This is a genomic window from Pseudoxanthomonas sp., from assembly GCF_027498035.1.
GTDB lineage: Bacteria > Pseudomonadota > Gammaproteobacteria > Xanthomonadales > Xanthomonadaceae > Pseudoxanthomonas_A.
In genome coordinates this window covers 578,751-602,726 of sequence record NZ_CP114978.1, presented here as the reverse complement: position 1 = coordinate 602,726, position 23,976 = coordinate 578,751, and the positions used below count along the sequence as shown (strand labels likewise).

Below are 23,976 nucleotides of genomic sequence, written 5' to 3'. Positions count from 1 at the left end.
CGACCGAGGATTCCACCGATGAACGCGATCTCCACCGATGCCCTCTCCAGCCTGGGCTTGACTGCAACCAGCAGGAAGAGCGTGGCCGAACGGCAGCAGGCCGATGAAAACACGCAGAAGGACAAGCTCGGCCAGGCCGACTTCCTGATGATGATGACCCAGCAGTTGAAGAACCAGGATCCGTTGAACCCGATGGACAACGGCGCCTTCCTGGCCCAGCTGGCGCAGATTTCGACCGTGCAGGGCCTGAGTGACTTGAACAAGAAGGCCGACCAGTTCCTCGGCGTCAACGGTTCGGACCAGGCGCTGCGTGGCGCGGCCTTGATCGGCCGGCAGGTGGAGGTCCCGGGATCAGGCCTGTCACTTCCCGCGGACGGCGAAGCCAATGCCTCGCTCAAGGTCGACGGACCGGGCGCGGTGAATGTCGTGGTCAAGGATGGCAACGGCGTGCCGGTCCGCAGCTTCGTCCTGGATGCCGGTCCGGCCGGGGCGCGTCAGGTCGCGTGGGACGGCAAGGACGATGCAGGTCATCGCCAGCCCGCTGGCAACTACCGTTTGACCGCCACCCAGACCGGTAGCGATGGTCGGCCGATCCCGCTGGACACCCAGACCCAGGCCACCGTCGAGAGCGTCAGCCTGGGCAAGGACGGGGTCACCCTGAATCTGGCCGGCGGACAAAGCATCCCGCTCGCCCAAGTGCAACGCATCAGCTAGTTCCGCGCCGGTACCGGCCGTCACCCTACTTTCCCGAGGAATCGCCATGGGCTTCAACACTTCACTGTCCGGCTTGCGTGCCAGTAATGCCGATCTCAACGTGACCTCCAACAACATCGCCAACACCGGGACCACCGGCTTCAAGGAATCGCGCGCGGAATTCGCCGACATCTTCATGGGCGGCACCTATGGCGTGGCCAACAACGCGGTCGGCAGCGGCGCGCGGACTGCGGACGTGGCCCAGCAGTTCAAGCAGGGCAACATCGACAACACCGGGAACACCCTGGACGTGGCGATCTCCGGCAACGGGTTCTTCAACGTTTCCAACAACGGCAACGCGCTGTATACCCGCTCGGGCAACTTCCAGATGGACGCCGACGGCAATGTGGTGACCCCCGATGGCTACAACCTGCAGGTATTCGCTCCCAACGAAGATGGCGCCACGGTCAGCACCGCAAGCATGACCAACCTGAAGTTGAGCACGACCGACAGTTCGCCCAATCCCACCAGTTCGGTCAGCGCCAACGTCACCCTGCCCGCCAATGCCAGCGCACCGGCGGTCGCGACCTTCGACCCGGCCAACGCCAACAGCTACAACTACTCCACGTCGGTCACCGTCTACGACTCACTGGGCGTCTCGCACGTGATGACGATGTATTACGTCAAGACCGCCAACGCCAACGAGTGGCAGCAGTACACGGCGATCGACGGCACCTCGGTCAGCGCCACGCCGACGACCCTGACGTATTCGGACAGCGGCAAGTTGCTGAGCCCGGCCAACGGCACGATCAGTCTGGATGGCTACACCCCCGCCAGTGGTGCCGGAAGCCTGAGCATCAGCATGCAGGTAGGCGACTCTTCCCAGTATGGCGAAGCCTTTGCAGTCAACGACCTGAGCCAGGACGGTTATGCGGCCGGCAGCCTGTCCAAGTTCGAGATCGCGGCCGATGGCATGGTCTATGCCAGCTACAACAACGGCAACAAGAAGCTGCTGGGTCAGATCGCACTGACCAACTTCAACAACAAGCAGGGTTTGCAGCCGCAGGGCAACAACTGCTGGGCGGCGACCACCTCGGCGGGCACGCCACGCACCGGCGCCCCGGGCAGCTCGGATTTTGGCAGCACCCAGTCCGGCGCGCTGGAAGCCTCCACGGTGGATCTGACCGAGCAGCTGGTCAACATGATCGTGGCCCAGCGCAACTTCCAGGCCAACGCCAAGATGATCACCACCCAGGACGAGATCACCCAGACCGTGATCAACATCTCCCGCTGATGCCTGAATCGTTGCCAGTGCCGCGGAGATCTCGCTGATGGACAAGGCCGCCTATGTCGCGATGACCGGAGCCAGCGCCAGCCTGCAGGCGCAGACGTCGGTGTCGCACAATCTCGCCAATGCCGACACCCCGGGATTCAAGGAGGCGCTGGCCAATACCCAGGCCTACCGGATTCCTGGCAACGGCTATCCGTCGCGGGTGGATTCGGTGCTGGGCGACACTGGCTTCAACAACCGTCCCGGCTCGCAACAGGTCACTGGGAATCCGCTGGATGTGTCGCTGTCCCAGGACCACTGGCTTGCAGTTCAGGCCGCCGATGGCGGAGAAGGCTATACCCGCGCAGGCAATCTGTTGCTGACGCCCAATGGCCAGCTGCTCAGTGCGGGGCGGCCTGTGCTGGATGACAACGGCGTGCCGATGGTGGTGCCACCGCACGAATCAATGCAGATCGGCGACGACGGCACGATCTCCATCGTCCCGCAGGGACAGGGTCCGGAAACGATGGCCACGATCGGCCGCCTGCGCACGGTCGCGGCCGGACAGAAGCAGCTGACCCGTGGCCTGGATGGACTGATGCGCAATGCGAGCCCGCAAACACCGCTGCCCCGCGCGCAGGGCAGCGTGTTGACCACTGGCGTCATGGAAGGCAGCAACGTCGATACCGCCGACGCGCTGGTGCAGATGATCCAGCTGCAGCGTCAGTTTGAAATGCAGGTGAAAGTGATTAAGGCCAGTGATGACAATGCCCAGTCGGCCAACACCCTGCTGCGTCTGGGCAGTTGAGGACATCGCAGGCGGAAACAAAGCGTCAATGGAGCCGGGCATGCCCCGGCTTTTTTTTGGCCTCCGACGGCTACTCCCCCTTGCCCACCGCTTTTCGGCACAGCGTTTGCATTGCCTATCCATGACGGCGCAAATCCGACGCCGCACCGAGGAGCGAGGACATGAATCAGGCTTTGTGGGTCGCCAAGACCGGACTGGACGCGCAGCAGACACGGATGTCGGTGGTCTCCAACAACCTGGCCAACGCCAACACCACGGGTTTCAAGAGCGACCGCGCCAACTTCGAAGACCTGCTCTACCACCAGGTCAGGCAACCGGGCGGGGCCAGTTCCCAGTCCAGCGCCCTGCCCACTGGCTTGCAGCTCGGTACCGGCGTGCGCGTGGTGGCCACCGCCAAGAATTTCGAACAGGGCAGCCAGCAGCAGACCGGCAACGCGCTGGACGTGATGGTCAACGGCCGCGGCTTCTTCGAGGTACAGATGCCTGATGGCACCTCGGCCTATACCCGCGACGGCAGCTTCCACGTCAATGCCGACGGCGCGCTGGTGACCAACAGCGGTTACCCGGTGCAGCCCGGCATCCAGATCCCGGAAGGCGCGCAGAGCATCACCATCGGCGCCGACGGCACCGTCACCGCCCAGGTCGCAGGCAGTGCGACCGGGACCGAGGTCGGGACACTGAGCCTGACCGACTTCATCAACCCTCCCGGTCTGCAGGCGATGGGCCAGAACCTCTATCAGGAAACCTCCGCTTCCGGCCCGGCCCAGGCAGGCACCGCCGGGCTGGATGGACTGGGCAGCATCGTCCAGGGCGCGCTGGAAGGCTCGAACGTCAACACCGTCGAGCAGCTGGTCAGCATGATCGAAACCCAGCGCGCTTACGAGATGAACGCCAAGGCGATTTCCACGACCGACTCCATGCTCGGCTACCTCAACAACAACGTTTGAAGCGACGTGACATGAAACGATTCGTACTCCCCGTTGCCGCACTGTCGCTGCCCATCCTGCTGGGCGGCTGCCTCAGCATTCCGCTGGTTTCGCTTGGCCTCAACAAACTCAACGAAAGAAAGGAACGCAAGGAACAGGAGCAGGTGGAGCAGACGGCCATTGTCTATGCGCCGATGGCCGGCTCGATCTATCGCCAGGACGGTGTTGGCCAACTCAACATCTACGGCGACCGGCGGGCGCGCAACGTTGGCGACCTGCTGACCATCGTCCTGGAAGAAACCACCTCGGCCAAGACCGATGCGGCGACCACCACAAGCAAGAACAGCACCATGGACATGGCCGCACCCACCATCGCAGGCAAGGGGGTCACGCTCAGGGGGCGCAACCTGCTGGAGAACCAGGTCGATGCCAGCCGGGATTTTGACGGCAGCGGCAAGAGCAGCCAGAGCAATACCCTCAGCGGGAATCTCACCGTGACGGTTATCCGTCGCCTGGGCAACGGCAATCTGGTCATCCGTGGCGAGAAGAACCTGAGCCTGAACCAGGGCAACGAATACATCCGTGTTGAAGGCGTGGTCCGCGATGCCGATATCTCCAACGAAAACAAGGTGTCCTCGAGCCTGATCGCCGACGCCCGCATCACCTATCGCGGCCGTGGCCCCCTGGCCCAGTCCAACACTCCCGGTCCATTGGCGAAGTTCTTCCAGTCATCCGCCTATCCTTATTGAGTGTCGAGTTCCACCATGAGTCCGACCACACGACAAGACGTCCAGGATGTCCGCCTCCAGGCTGCCGGCAAGACGATGGCAGCCAGATGGTGGCCGCTTCCCTTTCTGGTGCTGGCCTTGGCCTTGTTGCCTGGCCCGGCCTTGGCAGAACGCATCAAGGACATCGCCGACATCGGCGGCGTGCGTGGAAATCCGTTGATCGGCTATGGCCTGGTGGTTGGCCTGGATGGCACGGGTGACCGGACCAGCCAGACCCCGTTCACTGTCCAGAGCTTGCGCAACATGCTCAACGAGCTGGGCGTGAACCTGCCTTCGGGCGTCAATCCGCAATTGAAGAACGTCGCAGCGGTGGCGATCCACGCCGAGTTGCCGCCTTTCGCCAAGCCCGGCCAGCCGATCGACATCACCGTCTCCTCGATCGGCAATTCGGTTTCGCTGCGCGGTGGCTCACTGTTGATGGCGCCATTGAAGGGCATCGACGGCCAGATCTACGCGATCGCCCAGGGCAGCCTGGTGGTCGGCGGCTTCGGCGCCGAAGGCAAGGATGGCTCGCGCATTTCGGTCAACGTGCCAAGCGTCGGCCGCATTCCCAATGGCGCCACGGTGGAACGCGCCCTGCCCGACATCTTCGGCGGCAGCAACGTGTTGACCATCAATCTGCATCAGCCTGACTTCACCACGGCCTCGCGCATGGTGGCGGTGTTGAACGAAACCTTCGGTCCCGACAGCGCCGCCGCCATCGACGGCGGCACCATCAGCATGCAGGCGCCCAGTGGCGCTGGACAGCGCGTCAACTTCCTGGCCCAGGTCGAGAACCTGGAACTCACTCCCGGCGAGAGCGCGGCCCGCATCGTGGTCAATTCGCGCACCGGCACGGTGGTGATCGGTTCGGCGGTCAGGGTCATGCCGGCCGCGGTCAGCCATGGCTCGTTGACGGTCACCGTGTCCGAGTCCACCGTGGTCAGCCAGCCAGATGCCTTCTCTGCCGGCAACACCGTCGCGACGCCGCAATCGCAGGTGTCGGCGACCGCCCAGGGTGGCCATATGTTCAAGTTCCAGGGCGGGGTCTCCCTGGAGCAGATCGTCAAGGCAGTCAACGATATCGGTGCCGCGCCGGGCGACCTGATCGCGATCCTCGAAGCGCTCAAGCAGGTCGGTGCGCTGCAGGCGGACCTGGAGGTGATCTGATGAACATTGATCGCCCCGCCATGCCGCTGGGTACGACGTCCGGGCTTCCGCCGCAGAAAAGCCGCATCGACGATGTTTCCCGGAAGCTGGAGAGCCAGTTCACCCAGATGCTGGTCAAGTGCATGCGCGAAGCCAGCTTCGGTGACTCGCTGTTTCCGCAGGAGAACCAGGTCTACCACGATTTGTACGATCGCCAGCTCTCCGACCTGCTGAGCCAGGGCAAGGGCCTGGGGCTGGCCTCGCAGATCTCGCGCCAGCTGGGGGCCGAGCAGGCCGCATCGGACGCCACGGGGACACCTGTCATGCTCACCCCGGTCCGTGACAGCAGCCGGTCCGGTGATGCGGGCGCGCAGGCCAATGCCACTGACCCATCTGCGTGCGACGAGGTCGGTCGGATCGCCGCATCCGACCCGTCCAAATTTCCCGCCGGCACGCCCGAACACTTCGTGGCCAAGATCTGGCCGCACGCACGCCGGGCCGCGCAGGAGCTGGGCGTGGATCCACGCGCCCTGGTCGCACAGGCCGCGCTGGAAACCGGCTGGGGCCGTCGCGGCATCCGCGATGACCGGGGCAACAGCGCCAACAATCTGTTCGGGATCAAGGCCAGCGGCTGGCAAGGCTCCCGGGTCAACACTGCGACCCACGAATACGTGGACGGCCAGCGACGCAGCGAACGTGCCGATTTCCGTGCCTACGATTCGGCTGCCGAAAGCTTTGCCGACTACGTGCGCCTGCTCAAGAGCAACCCGCGCTACCAGCACGCGCTCCAGGCTGGTAGCGACGTCAAGCGCTTTGCCAGCGAACTGCAGCGGGCTGGCTACGCCACCGACCCAGGCTATGCGCGCAAGATCCACGCCATCGCCAACGGTCCCACCCTCGAACGTGCACTGGCGGTCGACACGCCACGTGACCTGCTGGCCAGCAGGTAACCGGAGCACATCGCATGCCCAACCTGTTCTCAACCGGCACCAGTGCCCTGCTCGGCTACCAGCGCTCGCTGGCCACGATCAGCAACAACGTCGCCAACGCCAATACGCCGGGATACAGCCGTCAGGTCACCGACCTGTCCACGCTGAGCACCGATGGGGTACAGGTCCAGGGCGTGAAGCGGACGACCGATTCGCTGGCCACCGCGCGGGTGCTGGACAGCAATGGAGAACTCAACCGGCTGGACCGGCTGTCCACCCTCAGTGGCAACATGGATGGCCTGCTCTCGGACAAAACCACCAACTTGAGCGGGGTCTGGTCGGGATTCTTCGATGCGCTCAGCGGCCTGGGTAGCGATCCCTCCTCCAACGTCTCGCGCCAGGCCGTGCTGCAGAGTGCTGGCACCCTGGCCAACCGGTTCAACCAGCTCGATGCCAGCCTGGACTCGATGTCCGACGACGTGGATTCGACCCTGAGTGACAGCGTGAAACAGGTCAACGACCTGACCAGCCAGATCGCCAAGCTCAACCGGCAGATCTCGCAGACCGACAGTCCGGCGCTGGAAGCCCTGGACAAACGGGATGCCTTGATCGAGAAGCTGGTGTCCTTCACCGGCGGCACGACCGCAAGCCAGGACGACGGTTCCATCAACGTGTACAGCGGCCGCGGCCAGGCGCTGGTGGTCGGGACCACGGCGATGGCCTTGACCACCGTCAAGGACCCGTACCATTCCGATCGTCTGAACCTGGCGCTGGTCGCGCAAGGCCAGACCATCCCGCTTGGCAACGGCGCACTGGGTGGCTCGCTGGGCGGAACGCTGGAATTCCGCAGCAACGTGCTGGACCCGGCCGTCAACGCCCTGGGGCGCATGGCGGTGGCCGTGGCCGACAGCGTCAACCAGGCCCAGGCGGCTGGCGTGGACATTTATGGCCAGCGCGGCGTGGACATGTTCACTGTGAGCCCCCCCACGGTCAGCCCCCATGCCGACAATCTCGGCAGCGCGACCTTGCAAGCGAGCGTGGCTCAGGTTGCCCAGCTGGATGGCACCGACCTGGTCCTGGGTTTCGACGGGACCAATTGGTCGGCCTCGCGCGCCGATACCGGGGTGGCCCTGCCGCTGGCCGGCAGCGGTACCGCTGCCGACCCGTTGGTGATCAACGGCGTGTCGGTCACCGTCTCGGGCACCGCGACAGCCGGTGACCGTTTCATGATCAAGCCGACCGGCGGAAGCGCCGGAACGCTGGGCGTGGCGTTCAGTGACCCCGGGATGATCGCCGCGGCGCGCGCTGTTCAGGGCAAGGCCGACCTGGACAATGTCGGCAATGCCACGGTGGCCAACCTCAGTGTCGTCGACCCGGGTAACGCCAGCCTGCAGAACAGCGCCGAGGTCCAGTTCCTGGATGCGGGGCAGTACACCGTCGATGGCGGCGGGCCCTACAGCTACGCGCCCGGAGACACGATCTCGGCCAACGGCTGGAGCTTCACCCTGGATGGGGCGCCGGCGGCCGGCGACAGCTTCAGCATCAGCGCCACCGCCCCCGGCTCCAGCGACAACGGCAATGTGCTGCGGATGGCGGTACTGGACGATTCCAAGCCGCTGGATGGTGGCAACTTGAGCCTCAATGCCGCCTTGTCCAGCTTCACCACCACGGTGGCTTCGGCTGCGTCCCAGGCCAGGAACGCGCATGAATCCGAGCAGACCATCAACAACCAGGCCCTGGCCGCGCGCGACTCGATCTCGGGCGTGAATCTGGACCAGGAGGCCGCCGACCTGATCAAGTACCAGCAGGCCTACCAGGCCGCTGCAAAAATCATCGCCAGCGCCGATAACATCTTCCAGACCTTGCTACAGGCCGTCTGACCATGGGCAATACCCGCATCTCGACCAATGGCCAGTACCAGTTCTCACTCAACCTGATGATGGCCAAGCAGCGCGAGCTGGCCAAGACCTACCAGCAGGTCTCGACCGGGTCGAAGATGGTCACCGGTGCCGATGATCCGCTCGGGGCAGGCCGTTCGCAGCAGATGGATCGCAGCCTGGCGCGGCTGGACCAGTACGGCGACAACGCCACCCAGCTGCAGAGTCGCCTGAACCAGCAGGAAAGCGTGCTGGCCCAGGCCGGCGACCTGTTGACGCGGGTGCGGACGCTCAGCGTGCAGGCCAACAACGCCAGCCTGTCCGACGCCGACCGCAAGTCCATCTCCAACGAGTTCAACACCATCTACAACCAGCTGCTGGCCCTGTCCAACAGCGATGACGGCAGTGGCCGCTACCTGTTCGGTGGCACCCAGGATGGCAATGCACCCTTCACCCTGAGCGGCGGCAAGGTGGTCTACAACGGGGACCAGACCCAGCGCCAGGTCGAGGTCGCCTCCGGCCTGCGAATCAACGACACCCTGCCCGGCAGCGAAGTGTTCATGCGCGTACGCACCGGCACCGGCACCGTCGACACCAGCGTCGGCGCCGCCAACACCGGCACCGGCCTGCTGCTGGATTTCGGCATCACCAATTCGGACACCTGGAACGGCGCCACCTATAACGTGGTGTTCACTGCGCCCGATACCTACGAAGTGCGCGACGCCAGTGGCGGCGTGCTCGACAGCGGTCGCTACAGCGACGGCGACACCATCGCCTACGGCGGCATCCAGATGCGACTGGAAGGCGCACCTGCCGCCGGCGACACGTTCACGATCGCGCCCTCCGGCACCCGCGATATTTTTTCCACGCTGAAGGAACTGGCCTCCACCCTCGGCACCGAAACCACCACCGATGCGCAGCGTGCAGCGCAGCACAACGCGCTGCAGTCCGGCCTGCGCGACATCTCGACCGCGCAGCAGGCTTTCGTCGATGCACGCGCCGAAGGCGGCGCCGGGCAGAGCGCGATCGACAACGCCAACGATCTGAATGCATCACGTACGGTCGCCACCAAGACCGACCTGTCGAGCATCCGCGACCTCGATTACGCCGAGGCGCTCAGCCGCTATAGCCAGGAAAGCACCGCACTGGATGCGGCGCAGCGCGTGTTCGCGCAGATCCAGCAGATGTCGTTGTTCAAGCAGCTCTGAGCCGCGCCTTCACGCACACGCATCCCATGTACGCCACGCCACGCCCGTGCCCCACCCCTGTAGCGAAACGTCGCCGACGTCGCGCGGGCACGCCCTCCCCCCTGTTTCGGAGTTGCCCCAAAAAAACATTAAAGGTTGTTGACTGGTCGCCGTTATTTAGTGTCAGCAGCAGCGAGGGTAGTCCACCCGGCTCACTGCAACGCCGGCCGGACCGCTTTCCGCCGGGTCAAATCCCTACAGGAGATAACACCATGGCACAAGTCATCAACACCAATGTGATGTCGCTGAACGCTCAGCGGAATCTGAATAACTCCTCATCGAGCCTGGCCACCACGATCCAGCGCCTGTCATCCGGCCTGCGCATCAACAGCGCGAAAGACGACGCCGCAGGTCTGGCGATCTCGCAGCGCTTCAGCACCCAGATCAACGGCCTGGACCAGGCTTCGCGCAACGCCAACGACGGCATCTCGCTGGCGCAGACCGCTGAAGGCGCGATGGAAGAAATCACCAACAACCTGCAGCGTATCCGCGAGCTGTCGGTGCAGTCGGCCAACGCCACCAACTCCTCGACCGACCGCGACGCCCTGCAGGCCGAAGTCACCCAGCTGCTGTCGGAAATCGACCGCGTTGCGAACCAGACCAACTTCAACGGCACCAACCTGCTCGACGGCAGCTTCTCCGGCGCGCTGTTCCAGGTCGGCGCCAACGCCGGCCAGACCATCCAGGTCGGCAGCATCGTCGATGCGAACGTCGATTCGCTGGGCAAGACCCAGTTCTCGGAAACCGCGAGCCTGGCCGCCCGCACCGCCGATGCCGCCACCGCCGACACCACGGTCTCGGGCCTCGGCATCACCGTGACCGACGCCGATGGCAACACCAGCAACATCGCCCTGGGCGACTTCAGCGTCGCCGCCGGCGATTCGATCAGCAAGGCCACCGCCGCCGCGATCAACGCCAAGCTGGACACCACTGGAGTATTCGCCTCGGTCGGCGACGACGGTGCGATCACCCTGTCCTCGGTCAAGGCCGGGCAGACGTTCTCGTTCGGTACTGCCGCCGCCGCTGGCGATCCCTACACCGGTGACGCCACCGTCGATGGCGAAACCGTCACCGGCGTCGCCGAAACCACGCTCGCCGCCGCGACGACTTCCAAGTCGGTCGACATCACCAGCTTCACCGGTGCGTCGCAGGCGCTGGAAATCATCGACAACGCGCTGGAGTCGGTCACCTCGGCCCGCGCCGACATGGGTGCGATCCAGAACCGCTTCACCTCGACCATCGCCAACCTGTCCACGACCTCGGAAAACCTGTCGTCCTCGCGCAGCCGCATCATGGATGCCGACTACGCCGCCGAAACCGCCGAACTGACCCGCACGCAGATCCTGCAGCAGGCCGGTACCGCGATGCTGGCCCAGGCCAACGCGTCGACCCAGAACGTGCTCAAGCTGCTGCAGTAACCGAATCCGCCGGAGGGACACCCCCTCCGGCGGACTCCTCTTGCCGGAAACGCCATTGAACCCATCGCGCCCACAACCACCCGTCGCCGCCCTCACCAGGCGGCGTTCGCGCGTCGGTGGAGGTGAGTGCGCATGAGTTCGGTCTATACCGGCACCATCAGTTTTTCGGGCCTCAGTTCCGGCGTGGACACCGAGACCCTGGTCACCAAGCTGGTGGCCGCCGAACGCGCTGGTGCCGATACCCGCATCAGCAAGGCGACCAGCAGTGCCAACGGCAAGATTTCCGCGCTGGGCAAGGTGTCCAGCGCACTGTCGGCGGTGCAGACCGCGCTCGAAGGCCTTGACAGCGGCAAGAGCGGCAATGCGCGCACCGCCACCGTGGCCGAAGGTGCAGGCTTCACCGCCGTCGCCGCGTCCGGTGCCAGCGTCGGCAGCTATGACATCGAGGTGAGCCAGCTGGCGACCAAGCACAAGCTGACCTCGGCCGCCTATGCCGCCGATGCCGCAGTCGGTGCCGGCACGCTGACCATCACTGCCGGCGATCACAGCTACGACGTCACTATCAACGCCGACTACACCCTGGCCAACATCGCCGCGGCGATCAATGCCAAGACCAGCGGACAGGGCGCGGTTGCCAGCGTGGTCAGGACCGATGACGGCGACCGCCTGGTGCTGACCGCCGCCGATACCGGCCAAGCCAATGCGATCCAGGTCAGCAGCAGCGATGCCGCGCTGGCGGCGCTGACCTACCCTGGCGTCACCGCCAGCGACGGCAGCAGCGTTGGCCTGAGCCAGACCACGGCTGCCCAGGACGCACTGATCAAGGTCGACGGTTACACCAAGACCTCGGCCAGCAACACGCTGACCGACGTGCTCGATGGGGTGACCCTGACCCTGACCAAGACCACCGAAGGCAGCGCCTACAACCTCGCCGTGGAGACCGACCAGAGTGCGGTCAGCACCGCGGTGAGCAGTTACGTCAGTGCCTACAACGCTGCGCTGACCATCCTCGGCACCGTCAGCGCGTTCGACGTCGAGGCCCAGACCCAAGCCGCGCTGACCGGTGATTCGCTGGTGCGCAACCTCGAATCGCAGCTGCGCAGCCTGGTCGGCAGCAACTACGCCGCGCTGACGCAACTGGGCATCACCACCGACAAGACCGGCGCGATGACCCTGGACGCGGGCAAGTTGTCCGAAGCACTGGATGCCAATCCTTCAGCGGTCAGCAATGTGTTCGGCGCCGATGCCGATTTCGGCAAGGACATGAAGACACTGATGCAGAACATGCTTACGAGCAATACCGGCGTCATCCCCCAGCGCACGCTCAGCCTGGACAACAAGATCAAGGACCTCGCCGACCAGACCACGGATCTGAACGCGAGGATGCAGAAGGTCGAAGCGCGCTACAAGGCCAAGTTCACCGCGATGGAAGCGACGATGGCGAAGATGTCCACCACGAGCAGCTATCTGACCCAGATGATCGACAGCCTGGGCATGAGCTCCGGAAGCTCCAGCAGCTCGAAGAAGTCCAGCTAACCCCAAACATCAAGGACACATGCCATGCATGGTGCCAGCCGAAACATCGCAGATTTCTATCGCAAGACCGGCGTCAGCAGCGCGGCCCTGGGCGAGGACCCGCATCGCCTGATCAGCCTGATGCTGGACGGAGCGTGCAAGCGCATCCGCCTGGCGCGGGCCTGCATGGAACGCCGCGACATCCCGGGCAAGGGCAAGGCCATCGCCGATGCCTGCGCCATCGTCTCGCACCTCAATGCCTCCCTGGACCACCAGCAAGGCGGGGACATCGCCGGTCGCCTGTCCGATCTGTACAGCTATGCGATGCGCCGGCTCACGGAAGCCAACATGCACAACGACGGCGCTGCGCTGGACGAAGTCTCCGGCCTGCTGGAGGAAATCGCCGGGGCATGGAATGCGATTCCACAGAGTGCCCGTGACCAGCCGCGGCAGACGCCAGTACCTGCATGATGAGCCTGGCCGCACAACGCTTGATCGGTGATCTGGAAGGGATCTGCGCAGCCTTGCATGCGCAGGACTATCCGAGCCTGGAACGGCGCGTGCACAACTACGACGAGGCAGTCCGCGACTGCTTCTCGCAAGCACCCTCGTCGTTGTCACACGACGAATGCCAGCAGTTGCTCCGTGCCCAGGCCGAACTCCTGTCGCTCATGGGCCAGATGCGCGACGAAGCCTCCGAGTGGCTGCACAACGCGCACAAGGCGCGCCAGGCGATACGCTCCTACGCGACGCTGCGCTGATCTAGCGCGTACGGCCCTGTTCTGCGCTGAGTCCGGACAGGTGGCGCGGGGCGACGACCGCCCTCACCCGCCATGCTCCTGGGAAGACCACTGAAACTGAGAAACCGGTCATGAACCTTCCGCCCAATGCCGCTGCCTCGACCCAGGCCGATGCCGAACTGTTCCACGACGCGATCACCTGCGACCTGCCCTTGCCAGCCGAATTCCAGGCCGGTTCGGTTTCCCCGCGTCCCGGCCTGGCCGAGTCGACGCTGCGCAGCATTGCCCAGATCGAAGACCTGCGCAGCGACGACCTCCGCGAAGAGCGCAGCGAGCAGCCACTGCAGGTCCAGCGGGTGGAAGCCAAGCTCGACCTGCTGCTGGTGATGGTCGGCCGGCTTGCGCGCAAGTCCGAAGGCAGCCTGCCGCTGCGTCCGGTGCGTTGGTCGCGCCGCGGCATCCGCCTGGAAACCGGCGCGCGCAGCGGCGCATTCGCCGGGGCCGCCGGGCTGGTGCGGCTGCAACCTTGCGACTGGCTGCCCGAACACATCGAGCTCCCGGTGATCCTGCTGACCGAGTCCGAGACCGGCACTGGCAGCTTCTTCCTGTGGCTGCGCTTTGCCGCATTGGCGCCTGGATTGGAAGAAGTCCTTGAACGCCACCTGTTCCGCCTGCATCGACGCCAGGTCGCCGACGCGCGCCGCAGGGAACCCGCCCGCTGAACCGGCAAATACCCGCGCTCCACGTGCATTTCCCAGCCATTTCAACTGGGTCGGGTGAGTCGCCGCACCCGGGGACGACACATCCAAGGTAGGCACCCTGGTGCGCATCAACTAAGGTATCAGGCTTACAGAGGAGAGGCCCTCGCGCGTGCGAGTCATCATCGTCGACGATCACACCTTGGTTCGTGCCGGCCTGTCGCGCCTGTTGCAGGCCTTTGCCGACATCGACGTGGTGGCCGAGGCAAGCAATGCGCAGCAGGCGCTGGACATGGCCACGCTGCATCGGCCGGATGTCGTGCTGATGGACCTGTCGCTGCCGGGCCGCAGCGGCCTGGACGCGATGACCGACATCCTGCGCGTCGCGCCGAGGATGCGGGTGGTGGTGATGTCGATGCACGACGACCCACTGCATGTGCGTGACGCGCTGGACCGTGGCGCGGCGGGCTTCGTGGTCAAGGATGCCGCGCCGCAGGAACTGGAACTGGCGTTGCGCGCGGCCCTCGCGGGCCAACTGTTCCTGAGCCCCCAGATCTCACTACGGATGATCGCGCCCATGCTGGGCCGCGAAAAACCGGTCGGCATTGCCGCACTCCCGCCGCGCCAGCGCGAGATCCTGCGTGAAATCGGCCGTGGCCAGAGCAATAAGGAAATCGCGGCGGACCTGGGAATCAGTGTCAAGACGGTCGAAACCCACCGCGCGCGGATGATGGAGTCGCTCGGCTGCCGTCGCGCCAATGACCTGGTCCTGTTGGCCGCCAAGCATCACAACGAACTGCTCTGATCGCAGCGCGAGCGCCCTGCAAAGCGTCGTGAATCCGGCGGGGAAAGTCGGCGCCCTCCCCGGCATGTAGGGGAATTACCCACGCCTCGTAGGGGATTCACCCTACCCCTGCACATGCGGCCCCGATGCAAAAGTCGTCACCATAAGAGGGAAGATGCTTCCATGGCACCAGCCCGCGCCGGTGTGTCTGGACATTGCATGAAACCGACCCTTTCAGCCCAACTTGGACAGCAGCTCCACCTCACGCCGCAGCTGCTGCAGTCGATCCGCCTGCTGCAACTGGACGGCATGCAGCTGGAGCTGGAGATCCGTCGCGCGCTGGAGACCAACCCGCTGCTTGAGCTGGAGGAAACCACCGACGCCAACGCCGAATCGTCGGCCGACGGCGATCCGGCGCTGGAGACCGCGGCGTTCGATGAACTGCCCGAAAGCTCGATGTGGGACGTGCACGGCAGCAGCTGGGACGCAGGCGACGACCGCATGCAGCGCGTGGCCGCCGGCGAGTCCAGCGATCCGCATGTGCGCGTGCTGCGTGAACTGGCGCTCGACCTGGACCAGCACGCGCTGGCGGTAGCGGCCTTCTGGCTTGAACAGACCGATGACGCCGGCTACCTGACCGCACCGCTGGCCGATCTGCAGCTGCTGGCCTGCGCGCGCCATGACATCACCATCGATAAGGTCGAAGCGATCCGCCAACGCCTGCTGCACGGCGAGCCGGCCGGCCTGGCCGCGCGCGACCTGCGCGAATGCCTGCAGGCCCAGCTGACCGCCCTGCCCGGCCGCGTCGCCGCACGCCACCTGGCCACGCGCATCCTGGACGGCGACCTGGCCCTGCTGGCCAGCCACGACTACCCGCGCATTGCCCAGCAGTTGGACGCTGAGGCCGACGATGTGCGCGAAGCGGTCCGCCTGATCCTGTCGCTGCAACCGCGGCCCGGAGATGACCTGCTGCCGGAAAGCAATGTCAGTGTGATTCCCGACGTCGTCGCCTGGCACGCCGACGGCAGCTGGCGGGTGGCGCTGAACCCGGCGACCACCCACCGGGTCGGCGTCAATCCCATGCATGAGCGGGCGCTGGCCAATGCCGGCGAAGCCGCGCAACCGCTACGCGACCTGCTTCAGGAAGCGCGCTGGCTGACCCGCGGCCTGTCGATGCGCTACGAGACCCTGCTGCGCACCACCCGCGCCATCGTCGAGCGCCAGGCCTCCTTCCTGGTACAGGGCGACGAGGCGATGGCGCCGCTGACCCTGAAGGAGATCGCCGAGGAGATCGGTATGCACGAATCGACAATCTCGCGCATCACCAGCGGCAAATACCTGCAGACCCCGCGCGGCACTTTCGAACTGAAGCATTTCTTCGCCGTGCGCCTGGAAGGTGCCAGCGTCTCCGGCGCGGCAGTCAAGGCAATGGTGCGGCGCCTGATCGAATCGGAACCGAATGGGCGGCCGTTGGCCGACGAGGCCATCGCCGGGCTGCTGGCCCGCCAGGGGGTCAACATCGCCCGCCGAACCGTCGCAAAATACCGCGAGCAACTCGACATTGCGCCGGCCCGCGAGCGCCGCCGGCCCACCAAGGCGCTGCTGGCGCGCACCGGATAAGGATTCCCATGAGCAAGCTCACCGTTCTGCTGGTCGACGACCACGAAGGCTTCATCAACGCCGCGATGCGCCACTTCCGCAAGCTCGACTGGCTGCAGGTCGTCGGTAGCGCCAGCAATGGCCTGGAGGCGATCGAGCGCTCCGAAGCGCTGCGCCCGGCGGTGATCCTGATGGACCTGGCAATGCCAGAGATGGGAGGGCTTCAGGCCACCCGTTTGATCAAGTCGCAAGATGATGCGCCATACATCGTCATCGCCAGTCATTTCGACGACGCAGAGCACCGCGAACATGCATTGCGCGCGGGGGCTGACAACTTCGTCAGCAAACTTTCATATATCCAGGAAGTCATGCCCATTCTGGAAGATCTGGTGGAGAGAGAGCATGAGTGAATCCCGCATCCTTGTGATCGACGACGACGCCGTGCGCGCCGAGCGCACCGTCGCGTTGCTCGAATTCATGGATTTCAATCCGCGCTGGATCACCGACATCGCCGACCTCAACCCCAATCGCCACCGCCAGCACGAATGGCTGGCGGTGATGGTCGGTTCGGCCGACCAGGTACCGCAGGGCGGGGCCTTCTTCGACTGGCTGGCACGCTCGCCACTTCCACCGCCGGTGCTGCTGATGGGCGGCGACAACAGCGCGTTCGCCGCCGCCCATGGCCTGCACGAGGCCAACGTCTGGCCGCTGGATCCACCGCTTCGCTATGCCCAGCTGGAGACCCTGCTGCGCCGCGCCAGCCTCAAGCGCCTGGACGCCGAACACCAGGCCGGCGCCAGCCAGAACCATGGCCCCACCGGCAGCAGTCCGGCGGTTACCCATTTGCGCCGACTGATCGACCAGGTCGCCCCGTTCGACACCACGGTGCTGGTGCTGGGCGAATCGGGCACCGGCAAGGAAGTGGTCGCCCGCTCGATCCACCAGCAGTCGCCACGTCGCGATGGTCCGTTCGTGGCGATCAACTGCGGGGCGATCCCGGCGGATCTGCTGGAAAGCGAGCTGTTCGGCCACGAGAAAGGCGCCTTCACCGGTGCCCTGAGTGCGCGCAAGGGCCGCTTCGAGATGGCCGAGGGTGGAACCCTGCTGCTGGACGAAATCGGCGACATGAGCCTGCCAATGCAGGTCAAGCTGCTGCGCGTGCTGCAGGAGCGCAGTTTCGAACGCGTCGGCGGCGGCCAGACCATCCGCTGCAACGTGCGGGTGATCGCCGCGACCCACCGCAACCTGGAAGCGTGCATCGGCAAGGGCCAGTTCCGTGAGGACCTGTTCTATCGCCTCAACGTGTTCCCGATCGAGATGCCGGCGCTGCGCGACCGTGCTGATGACCTGCCGGCCCTGTTCCAGACCATTGCCGCACAGCTGGCCCGGACCGGCCGCGGTGAAGTCCGCTTCACCGACGAAGCCCTGTTCGCGCTGCGCAGCTATCCGTGGCCAGGCAACGTGCGTGAGTTGACCAACCTGGTCGAGCGCCTGGCGGTCCTGCATCCCGCGGGCCTGGTGCGCGTGCAGGACCTGCCTGCCCGCTATCGGGGCGATTTCAACGACGTGACCGCTGCAGAGGTTGCGCCCTCGCCGGCCCGCGCAGCGAGCGTCGAAAAACCGGCGGCCGCACCGGAAACGATCGTCCCTCCCGGCCTGCCCGACGATGGCATCGATCTGCGCGGGCATATCGCCAACATCGAGCTGTCCCTGATCAGCGAAGCGTTGGAACGCAGCCAGGGCGTCGTCGCACATGCCGCACAACTGCTGGGCCTGCGGCGTACGACGCTGGTCGAGAAGCTGCGCAAATATGGCGTCGACCGCGACCAGGTCGAACTGGTCAGCTGAGCCGGCGATAACGCCTTGCAGTGACGGGTCCGTCCGGCTTTCTGTCCGTCGACCCGGCAAGTGCAGTAGCCCCTGGGAGGCTTTCCCGATAGGCGTCTCCCGGGTGCGCTGCGCGTACCCGCCCGACGAACAAACGCGACCGCGCCGGAAACCCGCCGCAGTTTCGGCACGCCACTTGCATTGAGGGAAGTGCCCTGTTGGCACGAGCCCCCTCGATGAGCGATTCCATCAGTTCGATCCTTTCGCAGATCCGCAGCTACCAGAGCCAGGTCAGCCAGAGCGCGCCCGGCCAGGTCGGCGATGTGGCGCGCGGAAACCAGATCCAGGGGCTGGTCGGTGATCAGGGAGTTTCCGGTACACATGCGCCCAGCTTCAGCGACACCCTGCGTGGCGCCATCAGCGGCGTCAACGACACCCAGCAGAAAGCCAGCGACCTTGCCAGGGCATTCGAACTCGGCGACCCCGACGCCGGGTTGGCCAAGGTCATGCTGGCCGCCCAACAGTCCCAGGTGGCGTTCCGCGCCACCGTGGAAGTCCGCAATCGACTCGTCCAGGCCTACCAGGACGTGATGAACATGCCGCTGTAAGCAAGGTAGATCCCGATGGCCCTCGCCCTCACCAAAGACACCCTCAACAGCGAAAAGGCCGGCGCCTGGTTCGATCGCATGCAGAGCCTGCAGATCACCCGCCGCATCGGCCTGATGTCGATGATCGCCCTGGCGGTTGCGGCCGGGCTGTTCGTGTTCTTCTGGTCGCAGAAGCCGGACTACGCCCCGCTGTATACCGGCCTTGACGAGAAAGGCACGGCCGAAGCGACCGACCTGCTGCGGAGCGCGCAGATCCCGTTCAAGATCGACCAGGCCACCGGTGCGATCACGGTCCCGCAGTCCAGCCTGTACGACGCACGCCTGAAGCTGGCCGGCTCCGGCCTGACCGACAGCGGGCGGATGGGGTTCGAGGTAATGGAGAAGGACCCGGGTTTCGGCGTCAGCCAGTTCGTCGAAAACGCCCGCTACCAGCACGCGCTGGAAACCGAGCTGGCGCGCACCATTTCCACCCTGCGCCCAGTGCGCGAGGCGCGGGTGCACCTAGCCATTCCCAAGCCCAGCGCCTTCACCCGCCAGCGTGACGCGGCCAGCGCCTCGGTCGTGCTGGAACTGCGTGGCGGCAACACGCTGGAACGCAACCAGGTCGATGCGATCGTCAACATGGTCGCCTCCAGCATCCCGGATCTCTCGCCCGAACGCGTCACCGTGGTCGACCAGAGCGGCCGCATGCTCACCATCTCCGACCCGAACAGCGATGCGGCGCTCAATGCGGCCCAGTTCGATCAGGTGCGTCGCCAGGAGAGTTCCTACAACCAGCGCATTCGCGAACTGCTTGAACCCATGACCGGGCCTGGCCGGGTCAATCCCGAGGTCAGCGTGGACGATGGACTTCTCGGTCGTGGAGGAAGCCCGCGAGCTGTACAACGGTGATCCGCCCAAACTGCGCAGCGAACAAGTCAGCGACAGCAGCACCGCTGCGGCCGGCCCGCAGGGTATTCCCGGTGCGACCAGCAACACGCCGGCGGCGACCGCCAAGCCTGGTCAGCCCGCCACGCCTGCTACTGGCACCAACGCGCAGCAGGCCACTGCCGCGACGCCGACCGAAACCACCAAGAACGCCACCCGCAACTACGAGCTGGACCGCACCCTGCAGCACACCCGGCAGCCCGCTGGGCGCATCAAGCGCGTCTCGGTAGCGGTGCTGATCGACAACGTGCCGCGCCCAGGCGCGCAAGGGAAGGTCACCGACCAGCCGCTGGACGCGGCGGAGCTGACCCGGATCGAGGGCCTGGTCAAGCAGGCGGTCGGATTCAGCGCCGAGCGCGGCGATACGGTGTCGGTGATGAACGCGCCGTTCGTGCGCACCGCCACCGAGACGCAGGACGCACCCAAATGGTGGGAAGACCCGCGCATGCGCGATGCCCTGCGCCTGCTGCTTGGCGCGGTCGTGGTCCTGGCCCTGGCCTTTGGCGTGTTGCGCCCGGCCCTGCGCCAGATCAGCGGCGCCACCCCGGCAGCCAACAAGAAGGACAGGGCCGAACCGCAGACGGCCAGCGTCTCGATCCTGCAGGATGATGACCCGATGCTGGCGCTTGCCGAAGACACCGCCAGCATCGGCGAGCACAAGTCCAGCATTGCCCTGCCCGACGCCTATGAGGAACGCCTGCGCCTTGCACGCGAAGCAGTGAAGGCCGACTCCAAGCGCGTGGCCCAGGTCGTCAAGGGATGGGTCGCCAATGAAGCCTGATGCCACCGCCATCACCGGCGTCCAGCGCGCCGCCGTGCTGCTGCTGTCGCTGGGCGAATCCGATGCCGCCGAAGTCCTCAGGCACATGGACCCCAAGGAGGTGCAGAAGATCGGCATCGCCATGGCGACCATGACCGGCATCTCGCGCGAGCAGGTCGAGCGGGTCATGGACGAATTCAATACCGAGCTCGGCACCAAGACTTCGCTGGGCGTCGGCGCCGACGACTACATCCGCAACGTGCTGGTCCAGGCGCTGGGCGCGGACAAGGCCGGCGGCCTGATCGACCGGATCCTGCTGGGCCGCAACACCACCGGCCTGGACACGCTGAAGTGGATGGATCCACGCGCGGTCGCCGACCTGGTCCGCAACGAGCATCCGCAGATCATCGCCATCGTGATGGCCCACCTGGACAGCGACCAGGCCGCTGAAGCACTGAAGTTGCTGCCTGAGCGCAGCCGCGCCGACGTGCTGATGCGCATCGCCACCCTCGACGGCATCCCGCCCAACGCCCTGAGCGAGTTGAACGAGATCATGGAACGCCAGTTCTCCGGCAACCAGAACCTGAAATCGTCCAACGTCGGCGGGGTCAAGGTCGCGGCCAACATCCTCAACTTCATGGACAGCGGCCAGGACCAGGGCGTGCTGGCGGCGATCAGCAAGATCGACGCCGACCTGGGCGGACGCATCCAGGACCTGATGTTCGTGTTCGACAACCTGGTCGAACTGGACGACCGCGGGCTGCAGACCATGCTGCGCGAAGTTTCCGGCGAGCGCCTGGGCCTGGCCCTGCGTGGTGCCGACATCAAGGTGCGCGAAAAAATCACCCGCAACATGTCCCAGCGCGCCGCCGAGATCCTGCTCGAGGACATGGAGGCACGCGGCCCGGTGCGCCTGGCCGACGTGGAAGCCGCGCAGAAGGAGATCCTGGTGATCGTGCGCCGGATGGCCGATGAAGGCCTGATCAGCCTGGGCGGCAGCGGTGCGGAGGCGATGGTATGAGCAACGATGTCGTGCGCTGGCTGGCGCCTGAGCTTGACGTGCCGCCGCCGCCCGAGGTGGTCGAGGAAGTCCCGGCGCTGCGCCCCCCCAGCCTGGAGGAAATCCAGGCCATCGAAGAGGCGGCACAGCACGAAGGATTCGAGCGCGGCCATGCCGAAGGGCTGTCCCAGGGCCAGGCCGAAATCCGCCGCCTCACCGCGCAGATCGATGGAATCCTGGACAACTTCTCCCGTCCGCTGGCCCACCTGGAAAACGAGGTGCTCGGCGCACTGGGCGACCTCGCCGTGCGCATTGCCGGCAGCCTGATCGGCCCGGCCTACCAGGCCGATCCGGCCCTGCTGCAGGCGTTGGTGACCGAAGCACTGGACGCGGTCGGCGGCGCCCAGCGCAGCGTCGAAGTCCGCCTGCATCCGGAAGACATCGGCGCATTGGCTCCGCTGCTTGGATTGATGGCCGAGGGCACCCGGCTGGTGCCCGACCTGACCCTCAGCCGCGGCGACCTGCGCGTGCATGCCGAAGCCGTGCGCATCGACGGCACCCTCGATGCACGCCTGCGTGCGGCATTGGAGATGGTCATGCGCAAGTCGGGGGTGGGGGCGTGAGTGGCGTGGTCGGTGGGCGGATCGTTCAGAGGCTTTTCGCGCCCTCTCTCCATTGCCACTCCCGCGTAGGCGGGAGAGGTTCTTCAACAGCCGCAATGGCTGGTCATCCATGCCGTTTTTGGTTGAAGCAACCGCAACGGCTTTCACGCCCTTTCGGGCGCGAGTCACTTTTCTTTGCTTGTGCAAAGAAAAGTGACCAAAAGAGCGCTTCTCAACAGCCGAAGGCTGGTCAAGCACACCCCGCAGATCAACAGCAAAAAGCAACAGCAACTACAAGAGCTGCTTCTTTCATCATCTATCCGAGGTCTTTAACAGCCATTCGGCTATTGAAAGCCGCTGCCTTGGCCGTCGCCTCGAACAGCCAACGCATCGACGCTCCGCCATTGCCGCCAATGTGCAATGCAACCCGGAGCCCTGCCCCATGAGCGCATTGATGGGCACCACGCCCGCCGACTGGTTGGCTGCGCGCAACCTGCGCCTGGCGACGCGGCTCGGGGGCATCGGCCTGGACGCCAGCCATGGCCGTGGCCTGATCCGCGAAGGCATCCTGCGTCGCGCGGTCGGCCTGACCCTGGAAGCAGTCGGCTGCGAAGCGCCGCTGGGTTCGACCTGCAAGGTCCAGGTCGTGGACGACGGCTGGGTGGATGCCGAAGTGGTCGGTTTTTCCGGCGAGCGCACCTACCTGATGCCCAGTGCCGAAATGCACGGCCTGCTGCCCAATGCCCGGGTGGTGCCGCTGCATCGGCGTGGCGGCGTCGAGGTTGGCGAAGGCCTGCTCGGCCGGGTCATCGATTCGGATGGCGTGCCGCTGGACGGCAAGGGCCCGATCCGCGCCGAAGGCTCGGTCGGCATGGCCGGCGTCGCGATCAATCCGTTGGCGCGTGAACCCATCACCCAGCCGCTGGACGTGGGCGTGCGCGCGATCAACGCGCTGCTGCCGATCGGCCGTGGCCAACGCGTGGGCCTGTTCGCCGGCTCGGGCGTGGGGAAGTCGACGCTGCTCGGGATGATGACCCGCTACACCGCCGCCGACGTGATCGTGGTGGGGCTGATCGGCGAACGTGGCCGCGAAGTGCGCGACTTCGTCGAGACCACCTTGGGCGAGGAAGGCCTGCGCCGCGCGGTGGTCGTGGCGGCCCCGGCCGACCGCCCGCCGCTGGCGCGCCTGCATGGCGCCTACCGCGCCACTGCCATCGCCGAATGGTTCCGCGACCAGGGCCTGAACGTGCTGCTGCTGATGGATTCGCTGACCCGCTTCGCCCAGGCCCAGCGCGAGATCGGCCTGTCAGTCGGCGAACCACCCACCACCCGCGGCTACCCGCCGAGCGTGTTCGCCAAGCTGCCGGCGTTGGTGGAACGCGCCGGCAACGGCGCCAAGGGTCGCGGCTCGATCACCGCCTTCTACACCGTACTGACCGAAGGCGACGATCCGCAGGACCCGATCGCCGACGCCGCCCGGGCGATCCTCGATGGCCACATCCTGCTGTCGCGCCGGGTCGCCGACTCGGGCCTGTACCCGGCCATCGACGTCGAATCCTCGGTCAGCCGCGTGGTCCAGGACATCGCCGATGAACCCTGGCGCCTGCGCATCCGCGCGCTCAAGCGGCTGGTGTCGGCCTACTCGTCCAACCGCGACCTCATCGCCATCGGCGCCTACCAGCGTGGCAACGACCCAGCCGTGGATGAAGCGCTGGAACGTTGGCCGGAGATCGTGGAATTCCTCGGCCAGGATGTCGCCAGGGCCGCCGACCTGCCCCACAGCCAAGCCGCGTTGCAGCGGCTGGTCGAACGTGAGAATTGAGAGCTAAGCC

The 23,976-nt window shown here is 65.7% G+C and carries 22 protein-coding genes and 1 pseudogene; all 23 read left to right on the top strand.

The annotated features are described in order from the left end of the window. Nucleotides 1-18: 18 nt before the first annotated feature. Nucleotides 19-714: a flagellar hook capping FlgD N-terminal domain-containing protein gene (locus O8I58_RS02795; protein WP_298320493.1), complete on the top strand. Its 696-nt coding sequence runs from the start codon at nt 19-21 to the stop codon at nt 712-714. A gap of 46 nt (nt 715-760) precedes the next feature. Then, complete coding sequence (gene flgE, locus O8I58_RS02790; RefSeq protein ID WP_298320491.1) at nt 761-1,987, top strand: flagellar hook protein FlgE; 1,227 nt, start codon at nt 761-763, stop codon at nt 1,985-1,987. A 37-nt stretch (nt 1,988-2,024) separates the two neighbouring features. Next, the gene (locus O8I58_RS02785) at nt 2,025-2,771 is read left to right on the top strand and encodes a flagellar basal-body rod protein FlgF (protein WP_298320489.1); all 747 of its coding nucleotides are present in this window, start codon (nt 2,025-2,027) and stop codon (nt 2,769-2,771) included. Nucleotides 2,772-2,932: 161 nt separating this feature from the next. Continuing rightward, on the top strand, nt 2,933-3,718 hold the full coding sequence (flgG, locus tag O8I58_RS02780; RefSeq protein ID WP_298320487.1) for a flagellar basal-body rod protein FlgG: 786 nt from the start codon (nt 2,933-2,935) through the stop codon (nt 3,716-3,718). A gap of 11 nt (nt 3,719-3,729) precedes the next feature. After that, nucleotides 3,730-4,446, top strand: coding sequence for a flagellar basal body L-ring protein FlgH (gene flgH, locus O8I58_RS02775; RefSeq protein ID WP_298320485.1), 717 nt, complete (start codon nt 3,730-3,732; stop codon nt 4,444-4,446). A 75-nt stretch (nt 4,447-4,521) separates the two neighbouring features. Further along, on the top strand, nt 4,522-5,634 hold the full coding sequence (locus tag O8I58_RS02770) for a flagellar basal body P-ring protein FlgI (RefSeq protein WP_298320483.1): 1,113 nt from the start codon (nt 4,522-4,524) through the stop codon (nt 5,632-5,634). A gap of 20 nt (nt 5,635-5,654) precedes the next feature. Beyond that, nucleotides 5,655-6,563 carry a flagellar assembly peptidoglycan hydrolase FlgJ gene (gene flgJ, locus O8I58_RS02765; RefSeq protein ID WP_345781337.1) on the top strand — a complete coding sequence of 303 codons (909 nt, stop codon included), beginning with the start codon at nt 5,655-5,657 and terminating at the stop codon, nt 6,561-6,563. A gap of 14 nt (nt 6,564-6,577) precedes the next feature. Beyond that, entirely contained in the window at nt 6,578-8,422 is a 1,845-nt protein-coding gene (gene flgK, locus O8I58_RS02760; protein ID WP_298320481.1) for a flagellar hook-associated protein FlgK, read from the top strand. A gap of 2 nt (nt 8,423-8,424) precedes the next feature. After that, nucleotides 8,425-9,627, top strand: a complete 1,203-nt coding sequence (gene flgL, locus O8I58_RS02755; protein ID WP_298320479.1) for a flagellar hook-associated protein FlgL — start codon at nt 8,425-8,427, stop codon at nt 9,625-9,627. A 251-nt stretch (nt 9,628-9,878) separates the two neighbouring features. Next, complete coding sequence (locus tag O8I58_RS02750; protein ID WP_298320478.1) at nt 9,879-11,084, top strand: flagellin; 1,206 nt, start codon at nt 9,879-9,881, stop codon at nt 11,082-11,084. Between the two features lie 132 nt (nt 11,085-11,216). Continuing rightward, on the top strand, nt 11,217-12,620 hold the full coding sequence (gene fliD, locus O8I58_RS02745; RefSeq protein WP_298320477.1) for a flagellar filament capping protein FliD: 1,404 nt from the start codon (nt 11,217-11,219) through the stop codon (nt 12,618-12,620). A 24-nt stretch (nt 12,621-12,644) separates the two neighbouring features. Then, a complete protein-coding gene (gene fliS / locus O8I58_RS02740) occupies nt 12,645-13,070 on the top strand; it encodes a flagellar export chaperone FliS (RefSeq protein ID WP_298320476.1) in 426 nt (141 codons plus the stop codon). After that, nucleotides 13,070-13,360 (top strand): hypothetical protein, encoded by a 291-nt coding sequence (locus tag O8I58_RS02735; protein ID WP_298320474.1) that lies wholly within the window; start codon nt 13,070-13,072, stop codon nt 13,358-13,360. The genes fliS and O8I58_RS02735 overlap by 1 nt, the downstream gene beginning before the upstream one ends. A gap of 110 nt (nt 13,361-13,470) precedes the next feature. Then, the gene (locus O8I58_RS02730; protein ID WP_298320472.1) at nt 13,471-14,061 is read left to right on the top strand and encodes a PilZ domain-containing protein; all 591 of its coding nucleotides are present in this window, start codon (nt 13,471-13,473) and stop codon (nt 14,059-14,061) included. 148 nt (nt 14,062-14,209) lie between these two features. Continuing rightward, entirely contained in the window at nt 14,210-14,842 is a 633-nt protein-coding gene (locus O8I58_RS02725) for a response regulator transcription factor (protein ID WP_298320470.1), read from the top strand. Between the two features lie 198 nt (nt 14,843-15,040). After that, entirely contained in the window at nt 15,041-16,441 is a 1,401-nt protein-coding gene (gene rpoN, locus O8I58_RS02720) for an RNA polymerase factor sigma-54 (RefSeq protein WP_298320468.1), read from the top strand. Between the two features lie 8 nt (nt 16,442-16,449). Further along, nucleotides 16,450-16,830: a response regulator gene (locus O8I58_RS02715; RefSeq protein ID WP_298320465.1), complete on the top strand. Its 381-nt coding sequence runs from the start codon at nt 16,450-16,452 to the stop codon at nt 16,828-16,830. Then, nucleotides 16,823-18,268 carry a sigma-54 dependent transcriptional regulator gene (locus O8I58_RS02710; protein WP_298320463.1) on the top strand — a complete coding sequence of 482 codons (1,446 nt, stop codon included), beginning with the start codon at nt 16,823-16,825 and terminating at the stop codon, nt 18,266-18,268. The genes O8I58_RS02715 and O8I58_RS02710 overlap by 8 nt, the downstream gene beginning before the upstream one ends. Nucleotides 18,269-18,483: 215 nt before the next feature. Continuing rightward, nucleotides 18,484-18,855, top strand: coding sequence for a flagellar hook-basal body complex protein FliE (gene fliE, locus O8I58_RS02705; protein WP_298320461.1), 372 nt, complete (start codon nt 18,484-18,486; stop codon nt 18,853-18,855). Nucleotides 18,856-18,870: 15 nt separating this feature from the next. After that, a pseudogene (gene fliF, locus O8I58_RS02700) lies at nt 18,871-20,563 on the top strand (flagellar basal-body MS-ring/collar protein FliF). A 10-nt stretch (nt 20,564-20,573) separates the two neighbouring features. Further along, on the top strand, nt 20,574-21,563 hold the full coding sequence (gene fliG, locus O8I58_RS02695) for a flagellar motor switch protein FliG (protein ID WP_298322683.1): 990 nt from the start codon (nt 20,574-20,576) through the stop codon (nt 21,561-21,563). Beyond that, complete coding sequence (locus tag O8I58_RS02690) at nt 21,560-22,165, top strand: FliH/SctL family protein (RefSeq protein WP_298320460.1); 606 nt, start codon at nt 21,560-21,562, stop codon at nt 22,163-22,165. Before fliG ends, O8I58_RS02690 begins: the two co-directional genes overlap by 4 nt. Nucleotides 22,166-22,586: 421 nt before the next feature. Further along, nucleotides 22,587-23,966: a flagellar protein export ATPase FliI gene (fliI, locus tag O8I58_RS02685; RefSeq protein WP_298320458.1), complete on the top strand. Its 1,380-nt coding sequence runs from the start codon at nt 22,587-22,589 to the stop codon at nt 23,964-23,966. Nucleotides 23,967-23,976: the final 10 nt, after the last annotated feature.